We start from the raw sequence: 25,930 nt of genomic DNA on the forward strand, positions 1-25,930 counted from the left end.
CACCATGAAAAGAATAATTGCAATAAGCAGTCTGATTTTAATCCTGACACTCTTCAATTATCCTTTGTTCGACAGCGAGAACATATCTTATTCTATTATTTTTTCATGCTTTGCTGCCATTTGTTTTTCTGGTGCAAAAATCTATTTTCCGAGTGATACGGACGATTACAAGTCTGTTGAAAAGGAAATGGACAGATTATATGAGTCTGATGGGATTTTTAAATACACCAATGACGGGTTTTATATCGGGCAAAAAAAATCTACGGAATTTATACGATGGAAGGAGATTGTTGCTGTCAATACATTTTCAATTCCGGACTTTATCTATAAAAAACAATCTGTTCTGGAAATTATTACGGATAACAAAACCTTTGAATTTAACCATCAGGGAACACCAGGAATCGAAAAATTAGTGGATGTGCTCTATAATCATCTTCCGGCCTGGGAATTAGACTCCCCTACTTTGATCGTCAACAATTCCGGAAGTGAAAAGACAAAATTGTATGAAAGATAAAATTAAAATATCATATTATTAATTTCAATAGTCTGCCAAAACGAATAGTGAATTGATATATACTGATCTTAACAAGAATAAATTATTTCCAATAAAAATACTAAAAGATAAAATTGACAAAACCTCCCCCTCAAGTATAAAAGAATCTAAAAATATCCTGCAAAATAATATAAACAATGCCTGTAATCATTAAAGTAAAAAATAAAACCAATTGGATCGTGACTTTTATACTGGTATATGGTTTAATCATCACGCTTTTTATTATTTTGTGTATCATTCCCTTTACCATACATGAAGAAAATTATTTGCTTTCTATTTTTAATTATATTTCTTCCATTATCCCTTTTGCAGGCTTTTTTTTCATATTCCTGTATATCTGGTTATGGAATACTTTCGGAAAAACAATTCTTACTATTGAACCGGATGCTATAACTGTCAGATATAAGAACGATTTATTTAGCCGTACCCGCACCTATTTGAAAAAAGACATAGACCGTGTCCAGACAAAAGACTTTAAAGTAGAAAGATACAAATTGGGGATCCGCTACCACTTTTCACTGAGTAGCCCAACTTTATTCAGTTATTCTTATTGAAGATAATAGAGAGGTAAGAATGGTTGATTGGATCACTCAAGACAAAGCGGATGAAATAGTGGATACAATAAAAAAAGTATGGGACTAATTTTAGAACGTGGAAAAGCATCGATGATTGTGAGTCATGGAGTCAGAACCTTAATTCACATCACAGAAAAACCTGACAAATAGGAGTTTTATTTTTAATACGACATGTAACACAATCCCGATTACGATTGTCTTATCTAAAAAAACTAAATGAAATCCATTTTAACCTGTCTTATCTTACTGGTAGTATCCAACCCTGTTTATTCACAAAAATCCAGGCAACTGGAAAAACTATTAACAGCTTATGATAAAGCCGGCCTCTTTAGTGGTTCTGTACTTATTGCTGAAAAAGGAAAAATTATTTTCGAAAAAAGTTATGGCTACAGAAATGCTCCCAAAAAAGAAAAAAACACCAATAACAGCCTTTATCGGATCTATTCAACCACAAAAATGTTCACCACAGCTGTTATTCTCCAGCTTGAAGAACAGGGAAAATTATCTTTAAACGACAAACTCTCCAAATATTATCCGGCTTTCCCGAAGGGTGACAGCATTACTATCGCCAATATTCTCTCCCATACTTCCGGAATACCCAGTGATGAAAATTCTGACAATACTGTTGATGAAAATACTCTTATCAAGTATCTTTCTGCAAAATCATTAGATTTTTCACCAGGTACAGATTGGAACTATTCCAATTCCGGATTTTACATACTGGGGCATATCATCAAAAAAGTGACAGGTTTAGACTATGACAAAGCGATAGAAAGTTATATTCTTCAACCATTACAAATGACTCATACCGGGTTTCATTTTAATGATGTCACCAATGAAAACAAGGCCTTTGGATACGAATTTTTATCTGATAATTTTTCTAATGAAGCATTACGCTTCAAAACAGATCATCCTTTTGCCGCAGGAGCAATGTATTCTACTGTTGAGGACTTGTTCAAATTTAACGAGGGGCTAAAAAATTACAAAATACTAATGAAAGAAACCCTGGAAAAAGCTTTCATACCCTTTCTTAAAGATCATTACGGGCTTGGCTTTCAGATCTCAACTGTTTTTGATAAAAAAAGAGTGGGCCACGATGGTGGCGGTCCCGGTTACCGATCCAGATACTACAGAGTTTTAGAAGATGATATTTGTGTGATTGTCATATCCAATTCTGAACTGTCACACACCGAATTCATTATCCCTACCATTGAGAAGATACTATATGAAAAGCCTTACAGTATCCCGACAATAGTGAAAACTAATCCAAAAGACTTGAAAAAAATTGCAGGAACTTATTCCAATGAGAATACGGATTTCTTTATTTCTATCATAGATGGGCAGATCATTTTCAGAGAAAAAAATTATTCTATGTGCTCGTTAATGCCTGTCAGTAATACAGTATACCAACTGGATGAGAAGTTTACTTTTACTTTTCAATCAGGCTCAACCAGGGAAATGGATTCAGTAACAATCCATTTCCGTGACGGCACCGTAAAAACAGCAACAAGAAGTACAAAAAACTTTCTATGGGGAATCATTGGAGATGCCACGCCTGGCGGCTGGGAGGGGAAAGATATTCCGATGCAGACAGATCTTAAAAAACCTGACATCTATTTTCTTAAAAATTATAAGCTGAATAAAGGAAAATTAAAATTCAGATTTGATAATGACTGGGGATATAATTTAGGATTGAATAATGATGGTAAAAGTATCGCCCTCAATGCCTATGATTTTCCAATAGAAGAGACCGGAAACTATGATATTGTACTGGATATGACCAATCAAGTAAAGCCACAATACAGTATTAAAAAATCGTTTCCAGTAAAAAACTAACATTCATATTAACATATTTTCAAACTATCCTGCTATCAGGGTAGTTTTTTATTTTGACTGTTAATGGACATTTTTCCTTATTTTTAGATTACCAAAAATCACCTCATAAAATATTATTTATGCCTCATTTTATTATTGACTGTTCACTGGATATTCTTCAGCAGATCACCCCTGAAGAAATTATGAATGCAGTATACGAAACTGCTGATTCTACAGGATTGTTTGCCCCCAACGATATCAAAGTAAGGCTTCAACCTTATCAATATTTCAGATTGGGAGATAATAAGAAAAATTTCCTCCACATATTTGGGCATATCATGGAAGGAAGAACTACTGAACAAAAAGCAAATCTATCCAGACAGATCAATACCCGTCTGGCAGAATTACTTCCCGACATTTCTTTTCTGTCCATCAATATCAGCGATTTTGAAGCAGCGACCTATAGCAACAAAGCGCTTATTAATCCTGAGAACAAGAATAAAGACAGACATTTTGGTTTATAATTCATATTTCTGGTCATTTTATTGTTGTCAGAGCTCCGGTTTTGCACAACAGTATAAATAATGTGGAAAACTTTTTATCATCAACTTAAACTTTGTGGATAAAATATGAATAACTTTTTTAACCAGCCTAAAAATACTTTATATAAACATATTAAACAACAAGTTATATTTATAAACCTATTTTCAAAAGAATAATAAATACTATTGATAACTTATGTTGATAACTTTATTCAGCACCACAAATGTTGATCTTTATGATTAAATAAAAAACAATTAATTTTTGGACATACATTACTTTTAATACAGTCTTTTGTACATTAGATTATTAAAAAAACAATCCACCAGTCATCACAAACAATTTTATATGGAAAAATATGCACTATCATCAGACAGCCAGAAAATTCATTATATAGAATCTGGAAACGGAAATACTTCGGTACTCTTTATTCATGGCTGGCTTGGCAACACCGAATGGTGGGCAGATCAACAGGATTTTTTTCAAGATCAGTATCATATTATACAGATGGATCTTGCAGGACACGGAAAATCGGAATCTTCCCGACAGGAATGGACAAGTTCCCGCTATGCTGATGATATTAAAGCAGTGGCTGATGCTATCCATTCAAAGGAAATCATACTGGCAGGACATTCTATGTCCGGGGCCTACGTCCTGGAAGCGGCTTTAAAAATAAAAAATGTTAAAGCTGTCATTTTAATTGACACTTTAAAAGATCTGGATGAATCTTTCACAGAAGAACAGGCTGAGCAAGTTATGTTTACTCATTACCGCCAAGACTTTAAAAATGCAGTAGAAAATATTCTTCCGCAATATCTTTTTGCTGAAAAAACACCGCCTGAAGTAAAGGAAAGACTTCAGCAGGAATTCCTTCAAAATACTCCGGAAATGGCAATCAATCTGCTAAAACCTTTATACAAAACAAATTTCAGAGAAATTGCACAACATATTGACGTACCAGTAATTGCCATTAACTCTGATGCTTCTCCTACTCATCTTGAAAACAACCGCAAGTATCTGAAAGATTATGACTATGTCACCATCACCGAAACGGGGCACTATCCTATGCTGGAAAAACCAGAACAGTTCAATACAATATTGAACAAAATATTAAAACAATTGGCCTGAAAACAAGATATGATACAGGAAGAGATTATAAAAAAATTCATAGATCTTTCAGAAGGTAAACTCAATGCCAAAGAATGGATGGGCTGGTTCAGTAACCATAAAGATGATGTAGAAAGAATATGTGGAAGAAGAGCTTTTCTCGGTATAAAACCTAAAGAAAGCTTTAGTGGTATCAGGAACTTATACATCAGTCAACTGGGCGCTTTTGACTGGCTGAAGTCTAAAAATATAAACACTAATCTTTCTGATCTGTATAAAGAAGGCTGGGAAAAAGAATTTAATGATTTCTGTAAACAGGAAAAACAAAAAGAAAAGCAACTACAGAAAGCTGTGGAGGATAAATTTGGACATCTTAAAAAGGTCTATCCCAGGTTTTTCAAACAATTAACAAAATCATACAGCAGTTCTGACACCATTTTAAAAGGGGCAAAGGCAGAAGAGATTCGAAAGAAAGAAAAAAAACTTTCCGTATTGTTTCCGGATGATCTGGTTACTTTCTATCAAAACATTTCAAAACTGCATCTTGAAGGTATCATGATAGATTTTATGGAGTTAAGCTATGAAACCATACAAAAGAAAGACTATCTTTTCCTGGGAGAATTTTGGGTTTACGGTGACGGCGACCAGCTTTATTATAACATTGAAAATCAAAGTATCTACGCCTTTGCTCATGAAAATCACGCTCCTAAAATGATTAAAATAGCCAATTCCTTTAATGATCTTATGGAGAAAAAAATAGTAGCATATTTAAAGGAATATGAATAGAATGCGGTTACAAAAAACATAATCTTAATAGTTTAATATTCCTTGATTTTGAATATTTAGTTCTTAAAAATCTTTTTTTTATATTTAAAATTCTTCTCCATTTCAAAAAACTTCCCGAAATTTGCGGTCTGTGCGTTAAATACTATTCAATGAAATAAAAATTTAAATTACAACATACAGCAAAACTTAATATAAGTTTTCTTCGGGGCAGGGTGCAATTCCCTACCGGCGGTTACAGTCCGCGACTCCTTTCTCCGGAAAGGACTGATCTGGTGAAATTCCGGAACCGACAGTTAAAGTCTGGATGAGAGAAGAAAATGAGATGACCAATAAGATTCCTTACGGACTCTTGTTGTGTTGTATTTCATTTCCATGTACCGAAGACCATTTTAACTTTTAACAGTAAAATAACATGGAAAAATTATTAGAACAATTCGGAGCTACCTCCAGAGAACGTGTAGAAAAAGCACTTCTTACCTTACAACAGGGAAAAGGTATTCTTTTGGTAGATGATGAAAACCGCGAAAACGAAGGTGATATCATCTTTCCCGCTTCCACTATTACAGAACAGGACATGGCACTTCTGATCCGCGAATGCAGCGGTATTGTCTGCTTATGTATTTCTGAAGAAAAGAGTAAGCACCTCAACCTCCGTCCAATGGTGGAAAACAACAATTCAAAAAATCAAACTGCATTTACCATTTCTATTGAAGCCAGAGAAGGCGTAGAATCCGGAGTTTCTGCAAAAGACAGAGTAACAACAATCAGGACAGCTGTGGCAACAGATGCCCTTGCAGAGCATATTGCAAGTCCGGGGCATGTGTTCCCTCTAATCGCTAAAAAAAATGGGGTCTTTGAAAGACGTGGTCATACAGAGGGAAGTGTAGATCTTGTAAAAATGGCCAATCTGGGTGATGATGCCGTACTTTGTGAACTGACAAATGAGGACGGTTCTATGGCAAGACTCCCGGAAATCGTTGACTTTGCCATAAAAAAGGCAATGAGCGTAGTGACTATTGAAGATATTTACGCCTATCGTAAAATGATCATGAGCAATTAGACTTAAAACTGTTTTTAACGCACAGAACCGCCGGCTGATAAAATCAGCCGGCGGTTTCATTTAAATATCTAATTAAATTAAAATTTGAATACTGTTTTTTAATCAACTTTAATAAAAAATCGGACATGAAAAAATCTATACTCTTTCTACTGGGAACCTCTGCTATGTTTTCAGCACAGGTCACCCTTATAAAAGCTGCTAATGACCCTATTATCGGGGATATTGTTAACAACAATCTGATAACCGGAACCATAAACAACTCTGCAACAGGAGTTAATGTGACTTTAAGATAACCTCCTGAATTTCCTTTGTTGCTAAAGTATCGGTAGAGTCATTTTTCTTTTCCTGTGAAAATGCAGATGTTCCGCAAAAAAAGAATATGGTATATATAATTTTTTTCATGTCACCAATACATTTATACAGCTATGACAATTAATCACCGATGGATATTACATTTATTGCTGAAAATTATTAAAACTCTTCAAACTTTCATCTGTTAATTTAAATTATTATGTTAAATTCAGCCCGTTTTTTGCTGGTACTTTTCCAACACCACAAAATAGTAAGATCATGAAAAAAACAGTCCTGCTAATTCCGTGTTTCCTGTTTTCGGCAGCTGGCGCACAGGAAATTGAAAATAGTACATCTGAAAAGATGAATATTATTAAGACGAATGTTACTGCCTATGCATTCAGAAATATCAATCTGTCATATGAGAGAGCAATCAATCAATGGTTTTCAGTCAATATAGGTTTTGGAACCATGCCGGAAGGAAAAGTTCCCTTTATCAATGCATTTCTGAAAGATAAGGATGAAAAAAGGTTTGAGAACCTTAGAGTAAAAGCAACCAATTTCACCATAGAACCAAGGTTTTATATTGGGAAAGGATATGGTAAAGGATTTTATTTCGCTCCTTATTACCGGCATTCCGATGTTTCATCCAACACATTTGATTTTTATTACGATTATAACGGACCTGATGGAAATACCTACCAGATTCCACTTAAAGGAGGAGGAAGCACTAAAGGAAACAGTGGCGGTTTAATGGTGGGAGTGCAGTTCTTCCTCACCAGAAGCCAAAATTTAGTGCTGGATTTCTGGATTGCCGGGGCCCATTATGGAAGTGGAAAAGGAGATTTCAGTATGTCCTCCGACTACGTCCTTACTCCCGATATGCAGGCACAGCTTAAGAAAGAAATAGAAAATCTGGATATTCCATTTGTAAAATATACGGTAGAAACCAATGCCAATGGTGCAAGAATAAAAGTAGACGGACCATGGGCAGGATTCAGAAGCGGACTTTCTTTGGGGTATAGATTTTAAAAAATTACCATATTATATTTTATACCGTTCTCTATTCAGGACGGTTTAATTATTTGCTGATTTTTGTATCTTGGCTTCCTTTAATACCCTTTTTCCGGAAAACTATATATATGAATTCATCCTCTATTACCACTGCCCAAAGAATCAAGGCTATCATAGGCGGCTCCATCGGAAATCTTGTAGAATGGTATGACTGGTATGCCTATGCTGCCTTTGCCATTTACTTTTCCCATTCTTTCTTTCCGGACTCTGACCTTAATGCACAATTGATGAATACAGCCGGTATATTTGCCGTAGGTTTTCTTATGCGCCCTATTGGCGGATGGCTGTTTGGAAGTATTGCCGATAAAATCGGACGAAAAAAAGCAATGACTCTTTCTGTCCTGCTGATGTCTTTTGGTTCGCTGCTTATTGCTCTTACTCCTACCTATCAGTCAATAGGCATTCTTGCACCATTGTTACTTCTTCTGGCAAGACTTCTTCAGGGATTAAGTGTTGGTGGTGAATACGGAGTTTCCGCTACCTATCTAAGTGAAATGGCTACACCAGAACGAAGAGGATTTTATTCCAGTTTTCAATATGTAACATTAATTGGCGGCCAGCTTATAGCGTTGGGCATTCAGCTTATTTTACAGAAATTACTGCTTACGGAGACTCAGCTTGAGGAATGGGGCTGGAGAATCCCTTTCGTAATAGGAGCCATGCTTTCTATCATTGCATTATATCTGCGGGCCAACCTTCACGAAACAGAAGCTTTTGAGAATAAAAAAGAAGTTAATGAGACAAAGAAAGGAACTGTCAAAGAACTTTTCAAACATCCAAAAGCTTTGCTTACCGTAGTTGGACTGACCTTGGGAGGTACATTAGCTTTCTATACTTATACTACTTATATGCAGAAATTTCTGGTCAATACAGTACATCTTACCAAAGAAGAATCTACACTGGTCTCTTTTATTTCTTTATTTATATTTGCCTGTCTTCAGCCGGTATTTGGTGGATTATCTGACAGGATCGGAAGACGCCCTCTTCTTTTAGGTTTTGGGATTCTGGGAACCTTATGCACGGTTCCTCTTCTCACTGCACTTAGTACTACAACTTCAATGTGGGGTGCCTTTTTACTGATTATGACAGCGTTAATTATCGTGAGTGGTTACACTTCTATCAACGCTGTTGTAAAAGCAGAACTTTTCCCTTCCGAAATAAGGGCGCTGGGAGTAGGACTTCCTTACGCTGTTACAGTAGCCGTCTTTGGCGGAACTGCAGAGTATATTGCCCTCTGGTTCAAAAAAATAGGATCCGAAGAATACTTCTACTGGTACATTACAGGCTGTATTCTTTTTTCTCTGATCGTCTATGTAGGAATGAAAGACACGAAAAAAATATCAACACTGGATAAAGATTAATATTTTTATAGACTAAAAAAAGTCGCCGCAGATTCTCTGCGGCGACTTTTCTATTTTTAATGATAAGCCTGCTTAAACTTAGCTATTATACCGTCTAGATTGTGACGTTGGACATACACACTTTTTACCTCTTCATACCTTGGCGATTTGTAGAAAACCTCGTGGAAATCCATGCTGCCGTTTCCTACTTTTACAACTTTCTGTACTTCGATATTCAACTTTCTTAATTCGTCTTTAAAGACTTTAAATTCATCGTGGATACTACTGCTCATTAATATTTTTTAGTTTTTTAGTTAAAATTCCAATTTTACCCAATCACCCCATTCAATACCAGGGGTAATGTCTCAAATTCCGATTAAAGTTAGTAAATTTATTGATACGAAGTACCACTTTTACAATATATTATTGTTTTTCATGTAAATAGTTAGCTGATTTTATATCATTAGTGCATATTCCGTATTTTTGACCGAATGAAAAATTATAACAATACTATACAAACTATGAATATCAAAGCATTTTTCTCTTTTTTCTTTATAGCTCTGCTTAGTCTAGTACAAGCCCAGAAACTGGAATTCAAAGCACCGGATTATTCTTTAATTCAAAAAAATATCCAGAATAAAAACTCAGAATTCTATTATCCGGCTCTCTTAAAAAGATTAAAACAGAACGACACACTCCTTACAGGCAGTCAATACCGCCATCTTTATTTTGGATATACATTTCAAAAAGAATACAGACCCTACAAAACAGGCAAGAAAGCTGAAGAAGTAGCGAAATATTATCGGGGAGAAGGTATTTCAGAAAAAGACTTATCAAAAGGAATACAGCTTTTCCAGGATGCATTGGATGAAAATCCTCTGGATCTGCGTGCTATAAATTATCTAGCCTATTTGTACCATCTGACCAATGATGATGATACTGCCAAAAAAATTGCAGGAAGTTTCCATGGGTTATTGGGAGCGATTCTTAGTTCGGGTGACGGGCTGAGGTGCGAAACAGGTTTCCACGTTATTTCCGTCACTGATGAGTATGCACTTCTGAGCAGATTTCAAATGGAAACCAAGTCACAAAGCAATAATGGAAAATGCGACTATCAGGAATTTGAAAAAGACAAATATAAGATCCCGGGATTGTATTTTGATGTCAGCAGGTTTTATGGGAAGATATTAGATTAACCAGCCTCAGATATTTTTTACCTATTTAGCCAACATTTACTATTTTAAATGAAATAATATCAATTTTATTATCCATAGAACTGTAAGGGTTTTACTTTTCCAATGAGGATATGAGAGCAGGAAAATATTTTTTTTAAAAAAAATATAAAACTGAGTGTAACATTTTAAAAAGGTTCGTCTCTAAAAGACAAATAAACTTTAAAACCTTAGAAATAATGAAAAAATACACATTCCTTCTTATCATCATTTTATTCTTTCTAGCTGTATGTAATATATTTGGCCAGACAAAAACATATCCTTTTGTAGTAAAGAAAGCTGGAAAAGGCAGCCAGTCTTTAATTTTTATTCCTGGATTTGCTTCTTCGGGAGAAGTGTGGAGCGAAACCACGGCAAGGTTTGAAAAAAACTTTACCTGTTATACTTTAACGATGGCAGGGTTTGCCGGAGTAAAACCAGAGGCCAATGCTACCTTTACAGACTGGGAAAAAGGAATTGCCGCTTATATTAAAGATAACAAAATTGAAAAGCCGATACTCATCGGCCACAGTATGGGAGGAGGCCTCGCTCTTGCTATTGCCGCCGACTATCCTGAGCTGATAGGTAAAATTGTTATTGTTGATGCACTGCCTTGTCTTGCTGCAATATCTGATCCTAATTTTACATCTAAAGAAAATAATGACTGTACATCCATAACTGGTAAATTGACTGCAATGACGGACGAACAGTTCCGCCAAATGCAGACACAAATGATTCCGCGTCTTCTGGCTGATTCTTCCATGCAGGAAACCGTAATCCGCTGGAGTATGACATCAGACAGAAATACATTTGCCAAAATGTACTGTGATTTCTCTAATACCGATCTGAGAGAAAAGATAAAAAGCATACAATGTCCCTCTCTTATATTGCTGGAATCTTTTTTTGTGAATATGAAACCCGCTATTGAAGCTCAGTACAAAAACTTAAAAAATACCGATATGCAGTATGCTTCAAAAGGATTACACTTCATTATGTATGATGATAAAGAATGGTACTCTAACCAGCTCAATAACTTTTTATCCGCGAAATAATGGTTTTTGAGGAGATATACGAAATCTACTGGCAGAAAATATTCCGCCTGTGTATGGGATACGCCAATGATCCTGACCTGGCAAAGGACCTGGCACAGGAAACCTTTATCATCATATGGCAGCAACTTCCCAAATTCCGAAATGAATCCAGCGTGGGAACATGGATTTTCAGAATAGCTTCCAACAACTGCCTCCGGCAGATTGAAAAAGAAAAAAAATTCACCAAAACAGACCTTCCTTTAAATCTGGAGGAAAAGAAGCAGGAATCTTTAGAACCTAAGATACAATTACTGTATCAGTTTATTTCTGAACTTCCCGAAACGGACAGAATTATCATTTCTCTGGAACTAGAGGAAGTAAAACAGGCAGAAATAGCTCATATCACAGGGCTTTCTGAGTCTAACATTCGGGTGAAAATTCATAGGATAAAAGAAAAATTAACGCAAAAGTTTAAAGAAAATGGATCCTAATATCGATTTCAAAAATATATGGAAACAGCAGACCTCCACCAAGCCCAATCTTGAAGAGCTGCTTGATAAGCTGAAAAAATTTAAAAATGAAAATCTGCGTAAGCTTATCTGTTCTAATCTATCAATGACGGCTACTTCCCTATTTATCATTTTTATATGGTATTATTATCAGCCTCAGATGATAACCACAAAACTGGGAATTGTACTGGTTATTCTGGCCATGGCTATATTCCTGATCGCTTATAACAGAATGTTTATGACATTTTATACTATTGACAATACGCAGTCTAACCATAATTATCTCCAAAATTTATATAGAGTAAAAAGTAAACAAAAATTGATGCAAACCACGATGATGAACTTATATTTCATCATGCTGTCTCTGGGAATCTGTCTTTATATGTACGAGTATACCTTACGCATGACCCCTATTTCAGGCATTATAGTCTACGGAATTACCTTATTATGGATTGCATTCAACTGGTTTTACCTGCGACCAAGAACAATCAGAAAACAACAGGGAAAACTTGACGGATTAATCAATAAATTTGAAGAAATAAATAATCAATTACAGGACTAATGAATAATTGTGACAATAAAAAACATTGGGAAAAAGTATATGAAACCAAAAATCCTGATCAGGTAAGCTGGACACAGGAAAAACCAAAGACTTCTCTAGACTTTATCAATTCTCTGGGACTTGGAAAAGAAGCTAAAATTATTGATATCGGAGGCGGAGACAGCAATCTTGTTGATTTTCTTCTTGAAGAAGGATATGAAAATATTACGGTACTGGATATCTCGGCCAAAGCGTTGGAGAAAGCAAAAGAGAGACTGGGAAATGCCGCAGATAAGGTAAAATGGATTGCCACAGACATTACGGCATTTGAACCTTTGGAAACGTATAACATCTGGCATGACAGAGCTGCTTTTCATTTTCTGATAACTCCGGAGCAGGTTTCAAAATATATAGATATTGCAGAGAAAAATATAGATGGCTTTATGATTTTGGGAACTTTTTCTAAAAACGGACCTGCCAAATGCAGCGGACTGGATATCCAGCAATATGATGAAGAATCACTCACTGAAAAATTCGAAGCCGGTTTTGAAAAAATAAAGTGTGTTATTGAAGATCATATCACCCCTTTTGAGACGATACAGAACTTTGTTTTCTGCAGTTTCAGAAAGCATTAATATTTCTGAGATCAGAGTATAATAAAAAAGAGCCTTCAAAGAGACTCTTTTTTATTATATATTTAATTTCAGTTTTATTTTTCTATTGTAAAACAAACCTAAAATAGATTGTAAAAGTTCAATATAGGTTATGATTCTTTTTCTTCTTCAATTTCTACTTCGTTACGCAGCTGGGCTTTGTAAAGAGTAGCATAGTATCCATCCTTATCAAGAAGATCAAGGTGGGTTCCTTCTTCTACAATTTTACCGTGTTCCATCACAATGATCTTATCTGCTTTTTCAATAGTAGAAAGTCGGTGTGCTATAATAATGGATGTTCTGTTTTTCGTAATTTTTTCTGTAGCTTTCTGAATTAGTTTTTCGCTTTCATGGTCAATTGAAGATGTTGCCTCATCTAAAATTAAAATTTTAGGATCAGACAGGTACGCTCTAAGGAAAGACAGCAGCTGTCTCTGTCCTAAGGAAATTGAAGATCCTCTTTCACTTACTACATAATCATATCCGCCGGGAAGCTGCTCAATAAACTGATCCACTTCAATCTCTCTCGCACCCGCTTTTATTTTATCCAGTGTGATGCTGTCATCCCCAAAGGCAAGGTTTTCAAAAATACTTCCATGGAAAAGGAAAACATCCTGTAATACAACCCCGATATGACTTCTCAGATTATAAAGTTCATAATCTTTTAAATTCACATCATCAATGAGAATATTTCCGGAATTGATATCATAAAGTCTTGTAATCAGACTGATAATCGTAGATTTCCCAGCTCCTGTTGCCCCCACAATAGCAACAGTCTCCCCAGGGTTTACTTTAAAATCCAGTCCCTTCAATACTTCCTGCTTTTCATCATAAGCAAAATGTACTTTCTGAAATTCTATTTTACCAGCAAAGTGATCTTTTTTTACCGTACCGGTATTGGACATTGAGTTATCTTCATCCATTACTCCCAATACTCTTTCTGCTCCCACAATACCTCTCTGGATATTATTGAAACGGTCTGCGATCTGCCTTAAAGGACGGATCAGCATTGAAATATACTGAATAAAAGCAATCACCACTCCGGCACTGATCGTGATATATCCTCCATAAAAAAGAATAAACCCGATAAACAGTGAAGAAATAAGTTCTACAACCGGAAAGAATAATGAGAAAATAAAAACGGTTCTCAATAATGCACTTTTCAGCGTTATATTAATATCATCAAATCTTTTAAATTCTGCTTCCTGTCTGTTGAAAACCTGAATAATAGACATTCCGGCCAGTCTTTCCTGTACAAATGAATTCTGATTGGCAGTCCATGTTCTTTCATCTCCAAAAGCTTTTTTCAGCCTTTTCTGGAAAAATCTTGTGATCACAACCATTAAAGGAAGGATTGCCAGGGTAATGTAGCTTAAATGTACATTGGTACTGAACATCATGATCAATACAAAAACAATTCTGAGAATATCTCCGAAAACCATCAGGAATCCGTCTGTGTAAACGGTAGCAATAGTCTCCACATCACCTACAGCACGGGTAACCAGCTGACCGATCGGCGTTTTATCAAAAAATGAAGTTCTAAAATAAATCAGTTTTGCGTATAACCTTTCTCTGATATCACGGATAACGTTCTGCGAAATAAAGTTGGAAAAATAAACCAGAAAAAAGTTAAGAACAGTTTCTGCAAATACCAACCCTACCAGGATATAAATATGCTTCATCATTAAAGCTTTATCCTGAAGTTTTGTAATATCATTATCCACCACCTGCATCGTCAGGTAAGGTCTGTAGGTAGAAACAATAGAAAGTATAATGGAAATTATCAGGGTAAGAATGAACCAAGAACGGAACTTCATTCCGATAAAGAACAGCCTTTTTATAATTTCCCAGGTATCTTGTTTTTTCATTGTACGAATAGAAGAAAAGAATTAAAATAAAATTCTATGCAAAAATAAGACTTTCTAACCGTACAGCCTTTAGAACTTTTATAAATCGCAATAGAAAATTTCTGATAGCGGTTATTTACAGAATGAATATCCTTTCACTGCTTAGATCCTGCTTTCCGGATCATTAAGAGATAAGGAGACTCATTAAGCAGGGTTTTCTTACCCGCCAATTCTGTAATTATTGAAAAACACCCCTGTTTCAACCCTTCCGGCTTTCCCGATGGGGTGAAACAAACTATCGGGAAGTCCCGGTAAGTTGTTACAAGGCTGTTTGTAATGATCGGGGAACTCCGGTAGTCTCCTGCAAATTGAGGAGAATCACCGGAAGGCTCAGGTGAGTTATTTTGAAGCCGTTTGTAATCAAACGACTTCTCTCTACCTGCTAAAGCCTCTGCTCATCTCCCGAAATTGTACCTATCTGCTCGATTTCAATAGACGGCTTCTGTAACTTTTCTTTTTTATATTTCTTCTCAAGAAGCTGATAAACTCCCAAAACAACTACAATAGAAATAAGCCAGTTCACAAGATTAACTCCGGAAAACCCTGTATAATTTAAATTATTTAAGGACTCCGGATCTGTTGAACCTACGTAAAAACAATAGCTGAATATTAAAATAATTTGAGTTCCTAGATAAATTCCTATAGCCAGTATTCCCAGCTGCCATTTTGTTTTTCCAAATCTTTCAGCTAATTGTGCATAATACCGGTATGCACCGATAAGAATAAAAATTGATAACATAGTTATTATGATTTAGTTTTTTAGTTCTGTTTTAAAATTCATATCCTACATCTACCAGATACAGACCATGCCCCGGAGCTGAGGTTCCTGCAGCGTTACGGTTCTTATCTTCAATCACTTTACGTAAATCTTCCGGCTTCAGTTTACCGGTTCCTATTTCTACCATTGTTCCTACAATGGCACGAACCATGTTTCTGAGAAAACGGTTGGCAGAAACAGTGAACTTCAGCTCCGTTCCGTTCTGCTCCCATTCCGCCTTGTATATTTTGCAGATATTGGTTTTATTGTCTGTTTTTAATTTCGCAAAGCTGGTAAAATCCTCATATTCAAACAGAATTTCACAGGCTTCATTCATTTTTTCAATATCCAGAGGTCTTTTCCAGTGCTGCCAGGCAGACTCCTGTGTGAATGGATTCTTAGCCAGTGAAATATAATATTCGTACGTTCTGTAAGTAGCATCAAAACGAGCATGAAAATCATCTTTCACCGGAAAAATTCTTTCAATAGAAATATCTGGCGGCAGAAAGCTGTTCAGTCTTCGTGGCAGCTGAACATCAAGCTCTTTTTCTGTATCAAAATGGGCAAATATTTTTTTTGCGTGAACGCCGGTATCTGTTCTTCCGGCACCGGTTGTTTTAATGTCTTCCCGCAAAATGGTAGAAAGAGCTTTTTCCAGCTCTTCCTGTACAGAAATAGCATCCGGCTGTATCTGATAGCCGAAATAATTCTTCCCGTTGTAAGAAAATTCAATAAAGTATCTCAATTGTATAGTAATAACTCCACAAAAATACTGTAATTTAACGAAATATTTATTGAAAAGTCTTTGCGAATGTTGCCTAAAATGCTTCTGAAAATTCCTATTTTTGCAATCGTATGAAAAGATGGTACCTTTATCCTTTTTCCCTCGGTTATCATATGGTAACGGGTTTCCGGAACACAATGTATGATCTGGGAATTTTTAAGTCGACAAAATTCAAAACACCGATAATCAATGTCGGAAACCTTTCTGTGGGCGGAAGCGGAAAGTCACCCATGGTGATGTATCTTGCTCAGTTTCTATCCAAACATTACAGAACCGGAGTTTTATCCCGGGGATACGGAAGGCTCACCAAAGGGTATGAAGTCACTAATTATGACAGCAACTACAAAATAGTGGGTGATGAAGCGATGCAGCTTTTTGAACGTTTCAAAAACCGTTTTGTCATTGCCGTTTCTGAAGAACGTGTACCTGGTGCCAAAAAAGTGATTGAAGACATGGATCTTGGGGTTCTGGTATTGGATGATGCCTTTCAGCACAGAGCGATCAAAGCCGGTTTCAATATTTTGATGACGGATTTTAATGATCCTTTTTTCAAGGATTATATTCTTCCTGCCGGCGATCTGAGAGAATCCAGAGCTGGATACAAGAGAGCAGACATCATCATGGTCAGCAAATGTCCTGATGAACTGACGGAAGAAACCAAAAGGTATTATATCTCCAGAATACGACCTGCCTATGGCCAGAAAGTATTCTTTTCATCCATTGGCTATGACGAAAATGTATACGGAAAGGATAAAATACTTCCAGATAACAACCTGAATTATTATGATATTCTGCTGATCACAGGAATTGCCAATCCTAAACCTCTTCTGGAACATCTGGCAAAATTCTCGCAAAGGGTTAAGCATTTAAAATTCAGGGATCATCATAATTTCACGGATGAGGATATTAAAAAAATCCTTGCCGAGTATAAAAAATTAGGGGAATATAAACTGATATTAACCACAGAGAAAGATTATGTACGTCTGAAAACTTTTGACTATCTTAGAGAAATTGTTTACTACTGGCCTATCAATGTTGTCATTGATAAAAAAGAAGAATTCAATCAAATCATCTTAGACTATGTTAAAAAAAATTAAAGAGACCGCTGATTTTATAGAAAAAATTATTCAGGAAACTCCTGATTTTGCTGTCGTTTTAGGATCCGGACTGGGAAAATTGCAGAATGAGGTAGAGCCGATCCATGTTTTAGAGTACAAAGACATCCCTCATTTTCCACAGACTACTGTTGCAGGACATACCGGAAAATTGATCTATGGACTACTGGAAGGTAAAAAAGTGCTGATGATGAGTGGGCGTTTTCATTATTATGAAGGCCACACAATGGAAACGGTCACTTTTCCTGTCAGAGTTTTTCATTTACTTGGAATTAAGAATCTTATCCTTTCCAACGCCTGCGGTGGAGTAAACCAGGCCTACAGTGTTGCTGATATTGTAATCGTAAAGGATCACATCAACATGATGCCGGAACATCCGCTTCGTGGAAAAAATATTGATGAACTTGGACCACGTTTTGTGGATATGAGTGAACCTTACAACAAGAAAATGATCAGTGCCGCTGAACAGGTTGCTTCAGACAACAATATTAAAATCCATCAGGGGGTATATGTTGCCCTTCAGGGTCCAACTTTTGAAACTCCGGCTGAATATGGTATGATCAAAGCTATTGGTGGAGATATGGTAGGAATGAGCACCGTTCCCGAAGTTATTGTCGCCAAACATATGGGAATGGAGGTATTCTGCATGTCTGTTATTACAGATCTTGGTGGACCTGATATTGCTTTTGCTGTTTCTCACGAAGAAGTTTTAAACGCTGCCAATAAAGCAATGCCCAATGTAATTACTGTTGTAAAAGGTCTGATTAAAAATTATCAATAACCTTTATTCTCTACAAAAACAGAATACCTAAGACATTGTAAATCTTAACATTGACATCAAAAGAACTTCTGAAAACTTCTCATTTCAAAGACTTTTGAGCTAACCAACTGAGAATTCCCATCCTTTGGAGGTGGCAAAAATTCAAAAATTTTTGACGGGTGATTTAGATATTCTCAAGAATTACAAAACCCATAGAATTTTTCAATTGATTCATTTTCTTCCTCTCCAATTCCGATTCATTGTTTAGATTTGTACAAATGAAATTGTACGAAATGAGAAAGTTGTTATTAATTTTTATGATAGGTATTTTTGGAATAAGCTATTCACAGAAAGTACCTGCCGTTCTTAAAACCAGTTTTTCCAAAGAAGCTCTAAAACAGAAACTTGAAGATGAAAACGGAAAGGCAATCACTATCCAGCAGGTCCTTGATCAGCATAAAGGAAAAGTTTTGTTAATCGATTTTTGGGCCGGATGGTGCAGAGACTGTCTTCAGGCATTCCCAAAAGCTGAGATATTAGAAAAAAATAACCCGAATATAGATTTTGTGTTTCTTTCGCTGGAAAGATCAAAAGAAGGTTTTGATAAAAGCCTTGCAAGATTCAACATGAAGGATAAGGAGAACTATTGGTTTGCTTCAGGCTGGAAAAATGATTTTAATAATTATGTAGATCTGAACTGGATTCCAAGATATATGATTATCGATCAAAAATCTTCCATTGCCAAATATTATGCGATCTCCCCTGAAGATCCTGAAATCCAACAGACTATAGACAACCTTTTGAAATAATTATACATTTATTTTACACCATGATCATAAGAGAAGCCACAGAAAAGGATTTGGAGATTCTGTTAACATTTGAGCAGGGAATAGTTACTGCAGAGAGACCTTTTAACAGTACCCTTAAGGACGGAGAGATTCATTATTATGACCTGAGCGAATTTATTAAGTCTCCAGATGCTATTTTGATTGTTGCAGAGGAGGATAACGAAATTGTAGGTTCCGGTTATGCTCTGATTAAAAAGCCTGAAAAGGATTATAACAATTTTGAAAACTATGCTTATCTGGGCTTTATGTATGTAAAACCTGAATACAGAGGCAAAGGTATCAATAAAGTAATCACTGATGAACTAGTCGGCTGGTCAAAATCGAAAGGGATTTCAGAAGTTAGGCTTGATGTTTATGCCCAAAACGAATCTGCTATAAAAGCATATGAAAAAGCTGGTTTTGAACCCTTACTTCTTACTATGAGATTGAAATAATAAGGAAAAAATTTATCGTAAATAAAGGAATCCATATCTTTGTGATATGGATTTTTTGTTGCCACTTCGTAAGATTATTCACGTAGATATGGATGCTTTTTATGCTTCTGTGGAACAGCATGATAATCCAGTCCTTAAGGGAAAGCCTATTGCTGTTGGCGGCCAGCACCGGGGAGTCGTTGCTGCAGCCAGCTATGAAGCCAGAAAATATGGAGTTCGATCTGCAATGCCCAGCAAAACAGCAAAAGAAAAATGCCCTCATCTAATATTTGTCCCTCCACGATTTGCCCGATATAAAGAAATTTCAAAAAAAATACGGGACATATTCTATGAATATACTGATCTGGTAGAACCGCTTTCTCTGGACGAAGCTTATCTGGATGTCACGGAAAATAAAAAAGGAATGGAGTCTGCCAATCTGATCGCCAGGGAGATTCGCAAAAAAATATTTGAGGAAACCGGACTAACTGCTTCTGCAGGAATATCTGTTAATAAATTTTTAGCTAAAGTAGCTTCTGATATCAATAAACCCAACGGACAGAAAACCATTCATCCGGATAAAGTGGAAAGCTTTCTGGAAGAGTTACCTGTAGAAAAATTTTATGGTGTCGGAAAGGTAACGGCTAACAAAATGTTCAGTTTAGGAATTTATAAAGGAAAAGATTTAAAGAAAAGGTCAGTGGAAGAACTGGTGAAGCTTTTCGGAAAATCCGGTAATCACTATTATAATGTGGTACGAGGTATCCATACTTCTGAAGTGAAACCTCATCGGATCCAGAAAAGTGTGGCTGTAGAACGTACATTTTTTGAAGACCTTTTTGATGAACAGCAGATTAATGAAAAGCTGGAAAGCCTGAGTGAGGAGCTCCATCAGCGGCTGCAGAAAAACAATATTCTGGGAAGAACTTTAACTTTAAAAATTAAATACAAAGATTTCTCCCTTTTCACCCGAAGTCTTACAAGAGAAGAATATTTCAATACTCCGGAACAATATTTCAATACCGGAAAAAAACTATGGGAACTTCGTCCATATGATAAAGCAGTCCGTTTGCTGGGATTATCTCTGTCTCACCTTAATACAGAGGAAAAAAAACAGATTTCTGTTCAACTAAAAATCCCGTTTGAAGAATTTGAAAACCAATAGGTCATATTTTTTTGCTACCTTGTAGGTACCAAATAAAACAAATTTATGAACCTTACAATGATTCAGTTTTTCCACTGGTATTCTGAAGGCGACGGAAAGCTGTGGAAAGAAGCTGAGAAACAGGCTGAATATTTATCAAAACTAGGAATCACATCTGTATGGTTCCCTCCCGCTTACAAAGGGACAAATGGCGGTTATTCTACAGGATATGACGCCTATGACCTCTACGATCTGGGAGAATTTGATCAGAAAGGAACGATTCCCACAAAATACGGTACCAAAAATGATTATATAAAAGCAATCAAAGCTTTAAAAAAGCAAAATATAGAAATCATTGCAGATATTGTATTGGGTCATAAAGCAGGTGGTGATGAGCTGGAAAAGTTCAAAGCCGTCAAAGTAGATGAGAATAACAGGGATAAAATAATTTCTGATGTTATTGAAATAGAGTCTTACACAAAATTCACCTTTCCCGGACGAGGAAAAAAATATTCTGATTTTGAATGGAACTTTACCTGCTTCAGTGGTGTAGATTATGCGGAAGGAATGGATTCCCACATCTTTAAGATTCAGTCTGAATACGGCAATGACTGGGAAGAAATGATAGATGATGAAAAGGGTAATTACGACTACCTGATGTATAATGACATCGAACACCGAAATCCTTTTGTACGGGAAGAGCTAAATGACTGGGCGAAATGGTATTTTGACCAAACCGATTTTGACGGGGTAAGGCTGGACGCTTTAAAGCATATTTCTTTTAGTTTTTATAAGGAATGGATTACCCTGCTCCGCTCCAATTCGGGTAAAAATATTTTTGCAGTGGGAGAATACTGGGCTCCCGGATATCTTCATCTGCTTCAGAAATATATTGAGGTAACAGAGGGTTGTATGAGCCTTTTTGACAGTTCTTTGCAGAATAATTTTCATACAGCCTCCAAAGAAGGAGGGTCTTATGATCTCAGAAAAATTTTTGACGAAACCCTTACCCAGGCAGATCCTATGCATTCTGTGAGCCTTGTTGCCAATCATGACACCCAGCCTCTTCAGGATCTTGAAGCGCCTGTTGAGCCCTGGTTCAAATCTATAGCTTATGCCTTGATTTTACTGCGTAAAGATGGTTATCCATGTATTTTTTACCCTGATCTTTATGGGGCTCATTATGTTGACAAAGACCGGGAAGGTAATGATCAGGAAATATTCATGCCCAAAGTAGATGGTATTGAAGAGCTTCTGAAAGCAAGAAAAGAATACGCTTACGGCGAACAACGGGATTATTTTGAAGACGCCAATTGCCTGGGATGGATTCGTGAGGGAGATGATGAACATACAGGATGCGCTGTGGTACTCAGTAATAAAGATGCCTACCATAAACCTATGGAACTAGGAAAACGATATGCCGGAAAAACATGCAAAGATCTATTGAAAAGATGTAAGGAAAAGGTAGTGATTGATGAAAATGGCTGGGGAGATTTCCCTGTACCGGCCGGAAATGTGAGCGTCTGGATTCCTGAATAATCTTGAATAAAAAATTCTTTAAAACAAAGGTATATACGACTGAAGATATTTTCCTGGTCATATATACCTTATTCTTATTAACTAAAGTTAAAGATATTTAGCAATAAATGTATTGGCAATACCAGATATCTTTAGCCCATTCGCAGCATTCACCACTTTCATTGGAAACACAGCATACTTTACCTTTGTTAATATCTCCGGCTTTTAAACTTTTAAGCTCCTGACGATTTAGCTTTCGTACGTTTTGATTTTTGGTTGTTTTCATATTAATTATTTTTATGGTTTAGTTATTAAATTTACATTAAAAACGATAATTATGAATACATATTTAACGTCAAAATTTAAATATAAATGATTTATTGACTATTTAAATAGTAAAAACGTATGAATAATTACCAGTCAAATATTTGATTTGATACGATTCCTTAGGAGCAGAATGATTTCCTCTTCAGCTGCAATATTCGTAAAAATGGAGATGTTCAAAAAAACTTAAGTGCATTTTTTATATTAACCATCACACTCAAAAATAACTTTTGTGATTAAAGGACATTTATATTTTTCTGATTTCAAGAATTTCCGGTCTTTCAGATTCGTCTGATATTTTTCCAGTCCGGGCAAACTCAGCCCAGAGTCCCCTTAGTCTTTCACCATTCTCATGAATACGGTTCCAGGGAATGTCTCTCAGCATTTCAGAAGTTTTCCATGCAGATTCATTACCGAAAATCAATGGAAGATCAATACAGTGCGGTGCGCCTATGTGGTTATTATTCAATTTTGAATAAATTCTGAACAAATATACATTTCCTCCTCCTTCTGCGTGATTTTCCGCAAATTTCTTCGCTGGATCCCCATAAATTAATGTTGTAGATTTCTCAACAGTTTTATCTAAAATTATCCTTCCTATTCCTTTTCCAAAATATTTATTTAAAGCCTCGGAAGTCTTGAGATAAAAGGCAGTTTCATCATTATTCAGCCCAATAAGAACGTCATATTTTTTTGCATTTTCTCTCCACTTTTCTATGGACTCCTGTTCTTTGCACAAAGGAGGGAATCCGTATTGGGTTCCAAAAGGCATTGCTGCTTTCAAACCATATTTTATCACAGATGGAACAAACCGTCCATAGTCATCCATCATCTTCAGAGCATCCACCTCATCTTTCAGGAATTCTGTTTTCTTCAGAAACTCTTCTGACATTTTCTGTCTCTTATGGCGCAATCCCAAAGGAGCACTCTGAATAATCACCCGCTGAAACAATCCTTCTACTCCTTCAGAAATCATCAGATGAGCAATGGCATCACCACCGGAAGACTGTCCGAGAAGGGTAATATTATCACTATCTCCTCCAAAATCAGATATATATAGTTTGATCCATTTCAATGCTTCAATGATATCAAACAAGCCAAGATTGGGCGGCCTTTTTTCATTACCTCCTAAAAAACCGAAAATTCCCAGACGATACGAAACTGTAACTACAATGATATGCTGTTCTTTTACCCATTCTGCAGGATCAGCCGTTGATAAATCGCCACATCCTATTTCATGCGATCCCCCGTGAATCCACACCACGACAGGGAGTTTTTCGTTCTCAGCTCTATTGTCAGGACAGGTTATGGAAAGATATTGGGTAGATTCATCAGCTTCAAACTCTTCTACATGGGTAACACCTATCATCTTTTCCACCAGAGGGCTTAGCTTCTGCGGGCAAACGGGAGTTTTATCTGGTGAAATAATATCTGTAAGTGAAGGTTCTGCCTGAACAGGTTTTTGGTATCGTTTAGAATGTGCATAACGGATACTTTTGGCTTTAATAACCCCATTTTCTTTTAATGCTGTGATTCTGCCGAATCTGGTTTCAAAAATACAGGTTTCTTTCTGCTGCGATTTCATTGTAAAACTGCAAAAATTATATATTAAAGATAACTCTGTTTTTTGAAAATAAAAAACTTACATGATTGATTTTTTTAAACACAGATATCACAAATTTGTACACCATTCTTCAGTAATGAGTAGCATATTATTGATAAAAATCGTGCATCCGGAGCTGGCAAAGAATACGATATCTTTTGTTTTGGCTACGAATGCATTATCATTTTTTACTTTGATTCATATAATCAGTTCAGCATTTTATACTCACTGGGAGAAATGCCTACTTTGGTTTTGAACAGTCTGGTGAAATGCTGTGGGTATTTGAAGCCCAGGTCATAGGAAATTTCACTGATTGATTTCCCCTGATCCATGATCTGTTCTTTGGCTACATCAATTAATTTATTGTGGATCAGCTCCTGCGGAGATATTCCCAGTTCTTTTTTTATCAGGTCTCCAAAATAGTTGGCAGACAGGTTCAGCTTTTCTGCAAAATAATTGACCATCGGAAAACCTATATTTTTAGGATTCTCAGATTTTAAATAGTCATCCACAAGGTTTTCAAACTTACCAATCACCCCCTGATTGATGTGATCTCTTGTAATAAACTGGCGGTCATAAAAACGCATGCAGTAATTTAAAAACAGTTCAATATTATTAACAATTAAAGATTTGCTGTGTTTATCAATTGCCTGCTCCAGTTCAAGTTTAATATTTTTAAAACATTCCAGAATGATTTCCCTTTCTTTTTCAGAGAGATGTAAAGCTTCATGTACATCATAAGAAAAGAATGAATACTCTTTTATATGTTTCCCTAAGTTGGTTCCCTTTATTAAATCTGGGTGGAAAATTAAAGCGAACCCTCCGGGCTGAATGTATTTATCTCTGTTGTAAATTCCGTACGTTTGTCCGGGAGCAATGAAAACCAATGTTCCTTCCTGATAATCGTAGCTGTTTTTTCCATACAGCATGTCTCCACACATCACATCCTTCAGAAAAACAGTATAAAATCCAAATTTCCTTTTATACTGGCAGATAGGATCAGATTTGGAAAAATCTATGACACTTACCAGCGGATGCAGGGTTTCATGATTGGCCATTTTATTGTATTCCGAAACGCTATTATAGATTTCAACCTCCTGATTTTCCATTGAATGAATTTTAATTCTTAATCAAAATTACTACTTTCTCAGGGAACTGAAATTGTGTCTGTAAAATTGGTAAGTAATTCGGTAATCTGTATAAGTTCGGTTTATCTGAAAGTTTCGAATTTTGTACCGTTATGGAAACTTTTAATTCAAACATTTTTCCGAAAGGAGAAAAAGCCCCCTCCGAGTATTTTTCCGGAGGAACAGCGTGGGTTCATATTCTGAAGCCCAATGAAAACGAACTGAACTGCCAGATCGGAAATGTCATTTTTGAACCGGGATGCAGAAATAACTGGCATTCTCACAGCGGCGGACAGATTTTAATCGTAACTTCAGGAACAGGATTTTATCAGGAGAAAGGGAAACCTACGCAGGTTTTACATCCGGGAGACATTGTAAATATTCTTCCGAATGTCATCCACTGGCATGGCGCTGCTCCTGAAAGTGAGTTTACTCACATTGCCATCAATCCCAATACCCAAAAAGGTATTGTAGAATGGCTGGAACCGGTAACGGACGAGCAATATAACAACTTATAACATACACTTACTAAAAACTTAAACTA

General features: G+C 36.2%; 30 protein-coding genes and 1 riboswitch. Of the genes, 22 read left to right on the plus strand and 8 right to left on the minus strand.

Going from position 1 to position 25,930, the window contains the following annotated elements:
• The first annotated feature begins 4 nt into the window (after positions 1-4).
• From AC27VX_RS13480 to AC27VX_RS13515, 8 genes are all read left to right on the plus strand, one after another.
• On the plus strand, positions 5-514 hold the full coding sequence (locus AC27VX_RS13480) for a hypothetical protein (RefSeq protein ID WP_488696066.1): 510 nt from the start codon (positions 5-7) through the stop codon (positions 512-514).
• A gap of 176 nt (positions 515-690) precedes the next feature.
• Entirely contained in the window at positions 691-1,107 is a 417-nt protein-coding gene (locus AC27VX_RS13485) for a hypothetical protein (RefSeq protein WP_488696068.1), read from the plus strand.
• 237 nt (positions 1,108-1,344) lie between these two features.
• Entirely contained in the window at positions 1,345-2,964 is a 1,620-nt protein-coding gene (locus tag AC27VX_RS13490; protein WP_488696070.1) for a serine hydrolase, read from the plus strand.
• A gap of 119 nt (positions 2,965-3,083) precedes the next feature.
• A complete protein-coding gene (locus tag AC27VX_RS13495; protein ID WP_488696072.1) occupies positions 3,084-3,467 on the plus strand; it encodes a 5-carboxymethyl-2-hydroxymuconate Delta-isomerase in 384 nt (127 codons plus the stop codon).
• A 364-nt stretch (positions 3,468-3,831) separates the two neighbouring features.
• On the plus strand, positions 3,832-4,611 hold the full coding sequence (locus AC27VX_RS13500) for an alpha/beta fold hydrolase (RefSeq protein WP_488696074.1): 780 nt from the start codon (positions 3,832-3,834) through the stop codon (positions 4,609-4,611).
• Positions 4,612-4,620: 9 nt separating this feature from the next.
• Positions 4,621-5,376 (plus strand): SMI1/KNR4 family protein, encoded by a 756-nt coding sequence (locus tag AC27VX_RS13505; protein WP_488696076.1) that lies wholly within the window; start codon positions 4,621-4,623, stop codon positions 5,374-5,376.
• A gap of 194 nt (positions 5,377-5,570) precedes the next feature.
• Positions 5,571-5,696: riboswitch (FMN riboswitch) on the plus strand.
• A gap of 92 nt (positions 5,697-5,788) precedes the next feature.
• A complete protein-coding gene (gene ribB / locus AC27VX_RS13510; RefSeq protein ID WP_488696078.1) occupies positions 5,789-6,436 on the plus strand; it encodes a 3,4-dihydroxy-2-butanone-4-phosphate synthase in 648 nt (215 codons plus the stop codon).
• Positions 6,437-6,561: 125 nt separating this feature from the next.
• Entirely contained in the window at positions 6,562-6,729 is a 168-nt protein-coding gene (locus AC27VX_RS13515) for a hypothetical protein (RefSeq protein ID WP_488696080.1), read from the plus strand.
• On the opposite strand, the gene AC27VX_RS13520 is transcribed toward AC27VX_RS13515, so the two are convergent.
• Positions 6,710-6,838, minus strand: coding sequence for a hypothetical protein (locus AC27VX_RS13520; RefSeq protein WP_488696082.1), 129 nt, complete (start codon positions 6,836-6,838; stop codon positions 6,710-6,712). The two genes, AC27VX_RS13515 and AC27VX_RS13520, sit on opposite strands and share 20 nt — an antisense overlap.
• Positions 6,839-7,006: 168 nt before the next feature.
• On the opposite strand from AC27VX_RS13520, the gene AC27VX_RS13525 reads away from it, so the two are divergent.
• Positions 7,007-7,759, plus strand: a complete 753-nt coding sequence (locus AC27VX_RS13525) for a DUF3575 domain-containing protein (RefSeq protein WP_300688803.1) — start codon at positions 7,007-7,009, stop codon at positions 7,757-7,759.
• A 110-nt stretch (positions 7,760-7,869) separates the two neighbouring features.
• The gene (locus tag AC27VX_RS13530) at positions 7,870-9,162 is read left to right on the plus strand and encodes an MFS transporter (RefSeq protein WP_488696085.1); all 1,293 of its coding nucleotides are present in this window, start codon (positions 7,870-7,872) and stop codon (positions 9,160-9,162) included.
• Between the two features lie 56 nt (positions 9,163-9,218).
• Here AC27VX_RS13530 and AC27VX_RS13535 read toward each other — a convergent pair whose 3' ends face one another.
• Complete coding sequence (locus tag AC27VX_RS13535; RefSeq protein WP_236856152.1) at positions 9,219-9,434, minus strand: hypothetical protein; 216 nt, start codon at positions 9,432-9,434, stop codon at positions 9,219-9,221.
• Between the two features lie 228 nt (positions 9,435-9,662).
• Between AC27VX_RS13535 and AC27VX_RS13540 the strand changes: the two genes are divergently transcribed.
• From AC27VX_RS13540 to AC27VX_RS13560, 5 genes are all read left to right on the plus strand, one after another.
• Positions 9,663-10,337, plus strand: a complete 675-nt coding sequence (locus AC27VX_RS13540; protein ID WP_488696087.1) for a DUF4919 domain-containing protein — start codon at positions 9,663-9,665, stop codon at positions 10,335-10,337.
• Positions 10,338-10,552: 215 nt separating this feature from the next.
• Positions 10,553-11,404 (plus strand): alpha/beta fold hydrolase, encoded by an 852-nt coding sequence (locus tag AC27VX_RS13545; protein ID WP_488696089.1) that lies wholly within the window; start codon positions 10,553-10,555, stop codon positions 11,402-11,404.
• The gene (locus AC27VX_RS13550) at positions 11,404-11,874 is read left to right on the plus strand and encodes an RNA polymerase sigma factor (protein WP_488696091.1); all 471 of its coding nucleotides are present in this window, start codon (positions 11,404-11,406) and stop codon (positions 11,872-11,874) included. Before AC27VX_RS13545 ends, AC27VX_RS13550 begins: the two co-directional genes overlap by 1 nt.
• Positions 11,864-12,454 carry a hypothetical protein gene (locus tag AC27VX_RS13555; protein WP_488696093.1) on the plus strand — a complete coding sequence of 197 codons (591 nt, stop codon included), beginning with the start codon at positions 11,864-11,866 and terminating at the stop codon, positions 12,452-12,454. The genes AC27VX_RS13550 and AC27VX_RS13555 overlap by 11 nt, the downstream gene beginning before the upstream one ends.
• The gene (locus tag AC27VX_RS13560) at positions 12,454-13,068 is read left to right on the plus strand and encodes a class I SAM-dependent methyltransferase (protein WP_488696095.1); all 615 of its coding nucleotides are present in this window, start codon (positions 12,454-12,456) and stop codon (positions 13,066-13,068) included. Before AC27VX_RS13555 ends, AC27VX_RS13560 begins: the two co-directional genes overlap by 1 nt.
• 128 nt (positions 13,069-13,196) lie before the next feature.
• On the opposite strand, the gene AC27VX_RS13565 is transcribed toward AC27VX_RS13560, so the two are convergent.
• From AC27VX_RS13565 to truA, 3 genes are all read right to left on the minus strand, one after another.
• On the minus strand, positions 13,197-14,954 hold the full coding sequence (locus tag AC27VX_RS13565; RefSeq protein WP_236856158.1) for an ABC transporter ATP-binding protein: 1,758 nt from the start codon (positions 14,952-14,954) through the stop codon (positions 13,197-13,199).
• Positions 14,955-15,375: 421 nt separating this feature from the next.
• Positions 15,376-15,732, minus strand: coding sequence for a hypothetical protein (locus tag AC27VX_RS13570; protein ID WP_236856159.1), 357 nt, complete (start codon positions 15,730-15,732; stop codon positions 15,376-15,378).
• Positions 15,733-15,763: 31 nt separating this feature from the next.
• Entirely contained in the window at positions 15,764-16,495 is a 732-nt protein-coding gene (gene truA, locus AC27VX_RS13575; protein WP_488696097.1) for a tRNA pseudouridine(38-40) synthase TruA, read from the minus strand.
• A 110-nt stretch (positions 16,496-16,605) separates the two neighbouring features.
• On the opposite strand from truA, the gene lpxK reads away from it, so the two are divergent.
• The 6 genes from lpxK (at position 16,606) to AC27VX_RS13605 (ending at position 22,353) form a co-directional block, all read left to right on the plus strand.
• Positions 16,606-17,631 carry a tetraacyldisaccharide 4'-kinase gene (gene lpxK / locus AC27VX_RS13580; RefSeq protein ID WP_236856161.1) on the plus strand — a complete coding sequence of 342 codons (1,026 nt, stop codon included), beginning with the start codon at positions 16,606-16,608 and terminating at the stop codon, positions 17,629-17,631.
• Positions 17,615-18,430, plus strand: coding sequence for a purine-nucleoside phosphorylase (locus AC27VX_RS13585; RefSeq protein ID WP_488696099.1), 816 nt, complete (start codon positions 17,615-17,617; stop codon positions 18,428-18,430). Before lpxK ends, AC27VX_RS13585 begins: the two co-directional genes overlap by 17 nt.
• A gap of 272 nt (positions 18,431-18,702) precedes the next feature.
• Positions 18,703-19,218, plus strand: a complete 516-nt coding sequence (locus tag AC27VX_RS13590) for a TlpA family protein disulfide reductase (RefSeq protein WP_488696101.1) — start codon at positions 18,703-18,705, stop codon at positions 19,216-19,218.
• A gap of 20 nt (positions 19,219-19,238) precedes the next feature.
• Positions 19,239-19,691: a GNAT family N-acetyltransferase gene (locus tag AC27VX_RS13595; RefSeq protein WP_300688831.1), complete on the plus strand. Its 453-nt coding sequence runs from the start codon at positions 19,239-19,241 to the stop codon at positions 19,689-19,691.
• A 46-nt stretch (positions 19,692-19,737) separates the two neighbouring features.
• Positions 19,738-20,835 (plus strand): DNA polymerase IV, encoded by a 1,098-nt coding sequence (dinB, locus tag AC27VX_RS13600; RefSeq protein WP_488696103.1) that lies wholly within the window; start codon positions 19,738-19,740, stop codon positions 20,833-20,835.
• A 45-nt stretch (positions 20,836-20,880) separates the two neighbouring features.
• Positions 20,881-22,353 carry an alpha-amylase gene (locus tag AC27VX_RS13605; RefSeq protein ID WP_488696105.1) on the plus strand — a complete coding sequence of 491 codons (1,473 nt, stop codon included), beginning with the start codon at positions 20,881-20,883 and terminating at the stop codon, positions 22,351-22,353.
• A 97-nt stretch (positions 22,354-22,450) separates the two neighbouring features.
• Here AC27VX_RS13605 and AC27VX_RS13610 read toward each other — a convergent pair whose 3' ends face one another.
• The 3 genes from AC27VX_RS13610 to AC27VX_RS13620 all read right to left on the minus strand — a co-directional run bounded on the left by AC27VX_RS13610 (position 22,451) and on the right by AC27VX_RS13620 (position 25,368).
• Positions 22,451-22,618 (minus strand): hypothetical protein, encoded by a 168-nt coding sequence (locus tag AC27VX_RS13610; protein ID WP_300688839.1) that lies wholly within the window; start codon positions 22,616-22,618, stop codon positions 22,451-22,453.
• A gap of 285 nt (positions 22,619-22,903) precedes the next feature.
• Positions 22,904-24,241 (minus strand): carboxylesterase family protein, encoded by a 1,338-nt coding sequence (locus AC27VX_RS13615; protein WP_488696107.1) that lies wholly within the window; start codon positions 24,239-24,241, stop codon positions 22,904-22,906.
• A gap of 224 nt (positions 24,242-24,465) precedes the next feature.
• Complete coding sequence (locus tag AC27VX_RS13620) at positions 24,466-25,368, minus strand: helix-turn-helix domain-containing protein (RefSeq protein WP_236856169.1); 903 nt, start codon at positions 25,366-25,368, stop codon at positions 24,466-24,468.
• Positions 25,369-25,499: 131 nt separating this feature from the next.
• On the opposite strand from AC27VX_RS13620, the gene AC27VX_RS13625 reads away from it, so the two are divergent.
• A complete protein-coding gene (locus tag AC27VX_RS13625; RefSeq protein WP_488696109.1) occupies positions 25,500-25,904 on the plus strand; it encodes a cupin domain-containing protein in 405 nt (134 codons plus the stop codon).
• Positions 25,905-25,930 lie beyond the last annotated feature (26 nt).

It is taken from the genome of Chryseobacterium sp. 14P4.3.2, from assembly GCF_057799275.1.

Bases quoted from the DNA above. Each gene is read 5' to 3' on its own strand.
- AC27VX_RS13480 (WP_488696066.1), top strand. From the start codon at position 5: ATGAAAAGAATAATTGCAATAAGCAGTCTGATTTTAATCCTGACACTC.
- AC27VX_RS13485 (WP_488696068.1), top strand. From the start codon at position 691: ATGCCTGTAATCATTAAAGTAAAAAATAAAACCAATTGGATCGTGACT.
- AC27VX_RS13490 (WP_488696070.1), top strand. From the start codon at position 1,345: ATGAAATCCATTTTAACCTGTCTTATCTTACTGGTAGTATCCAACCCT.
- AC27VX_RS13495 (WP_488696072.1), top strand. From the start codon at position 3,084: ATGCCTCATTTTATTATTGACTGTTCACTGGATATTCTTCAGCAGATC.
- AC27VX_RS13500 (WP_488696074.1), top strand. From the start codon at position 3,832: ATGGAAAAATATGCACTATCATCAGACAGCCAGAAAATTCATTATATA.
- AC27VX_RS13505 (WP_488696076.1), top strand. From the start codon at position 4,621: ATGATACAGGAAGAGATTATAAAAAAATTCATAGATCTTTCAGAAGGT.
- ribB (WP_488696078.1), top strand. From the start codon at position 5,789: ATGGAAAAATTATTAGAACAATTCGGAGCTACCTCCAGAGAACGTGTA.
- AC27VX_RS13515 (WP_488696080.1), top strand. From the start codon at position 6,562: ATGAAAAAATCTATACTCTTTCTACTGGGAACCTCTGCTATGTTTTCA.
- AC27VX_RS13520 (WP_488696082.1), bottom strand. From the start codon at position 6,838: ATGAAAAAAATTATATATACCATATTCTTTTTTTGCGGAACATCTGCA.
- AC27VX_RS13525 (WP_300688803.1), top strand. From the start codon at position 7,007: ATGAAAAAAACAGTCCTGCTAATTCCGTGTTTCCTGTTTTCGGCAGCT.
- AC27VX_RS13530 (WP_488696085.1), top strand. From the start codon at position 7,870: ATGAATTCATCCTCTATTACCACTGCCCAAAGAATCAAGGCTATCATA.
- AC27VX_RS13535 (WP_236856152.1), bottom strand. From the start codon at position 9,434: ATGAGCAGTAGTATCCACGATGAATTTAAAGTCTTTAAAGACGAATTA.
- AC27VX_RS13540 (WP_488696087.1), top strand. From the start codon at position 9,663: ATGAATATCAAAGCATTTTTCTCTTTTTTCTTTATAGCTCTGCTTAGT.
- AC27VX_RS13545 (WP_488696089.1), top strand. From the start codon at position 10,553: ATGAAAAAATACACATTCCTTCTTATCATCATTTTATTCTTTCTAGCT.
- AC27VX_RS13550 (WP_488696091.1), top strand. From the start codon at position 11,404: ATGGTTTTTGAGGAGATATACGAAATCTACTGGCAGAAAATATTCCGC.
- AC27VX_RS13555 (WP_488696093.1), top strand. From the start codon at position 11,864: ATGGATCCTAATATCGATTTCAAAAATATATGGAAACAGCAGACCTCC.
- AC27VX_RS13560 (WP_488696095.1), top strand. From the start codon at position 12,454: ATGAATAATTGTGACAATAAAAAACATTGGGAAAAAGTATATGAAACC.
- AC27VX_RS13565 (WP_236856158.1), bottom strand. From the start codon at position 14,954: ATGAAAAAACAAGATACCTGGGAAATTATAAAAAGGCTGTTCTTTATC.
- AC27VX_RS13570 (WP_236856159.1), bottom strand. From the start codon at position 15,732: ATGTTATCAATTTTTATTCTTATCGGTGCATACCGGTATTATGCACAA.
- lpxK (WP_236856161.1), top strand. From the start codon at position 16,606: ATGAAAAGATGGTACCTTTATCCTTTTTCCCTCGGTTATCATATGGTA.
- AC27VX_RS13585 (WP_488696099.1), top strand. From the start codon at position 17,615: ATGTTAAAAAAAATTAAAGAGACCGCTGATTTTATAGAAAAAATTATT.
- AC27VX_RS13590 (WP_488696101.1), top strand. From the start codon at position 18,703: ATGAGAAAGTTGTTATTAATTTTTATGATAGGTATTTTTGGAATAAGC.
- AC27VX_RS13595 (WP_300688831.1), top strand. From the start codon at position 19,239: ATGATCATAAGAGAAGCCACAGAAAAGGATTTGGAGATTCTGTTAACA.
- dinB (WP_488696103.1), top strand. From the start codon at position 19,738: ATGGATTTTTTGTTGCCACTTCGTAAGATTATTCACGTAGATATGGAT.
- AC27VX_RS13605 (WP_488696105.1), top strand. From the start codon at position 20,881: ATGAACCTTACAATGATTCAGTTTTTCCACTGGTATTCTGAAGGCGAC.
- AC27VX_RS13610 (WP_300688839.1), bottom strand. From the start codon at position 22,618: ATGAAAACAACCAAAAATCAAAACGTACGAAAGCTAAATCGTCAGGAG.
- AC27VX_RS13615 (WP_488696107.1), bottom strand. From the start codon at position 24,241: ATGAAATCGCAGCAGAAAGAAACCTGTATTTTTGAAACCAGATTCGGC.
- AC27VX_RS13620 (WP_236856169.1), bottom strand. From the start codon at position 25,368: ATGGAAAATCAGGAGGTTGAAATCTATAATAGCGTTTCGGAATACAAT.
- AC27VX_RS13625 (WP_488696109.1), top strand. From the start codon at position 25,500: ATGGAAACTTTTAATTCAAACATTTTTCCGAAAGGAGAAAAAGCCCCC.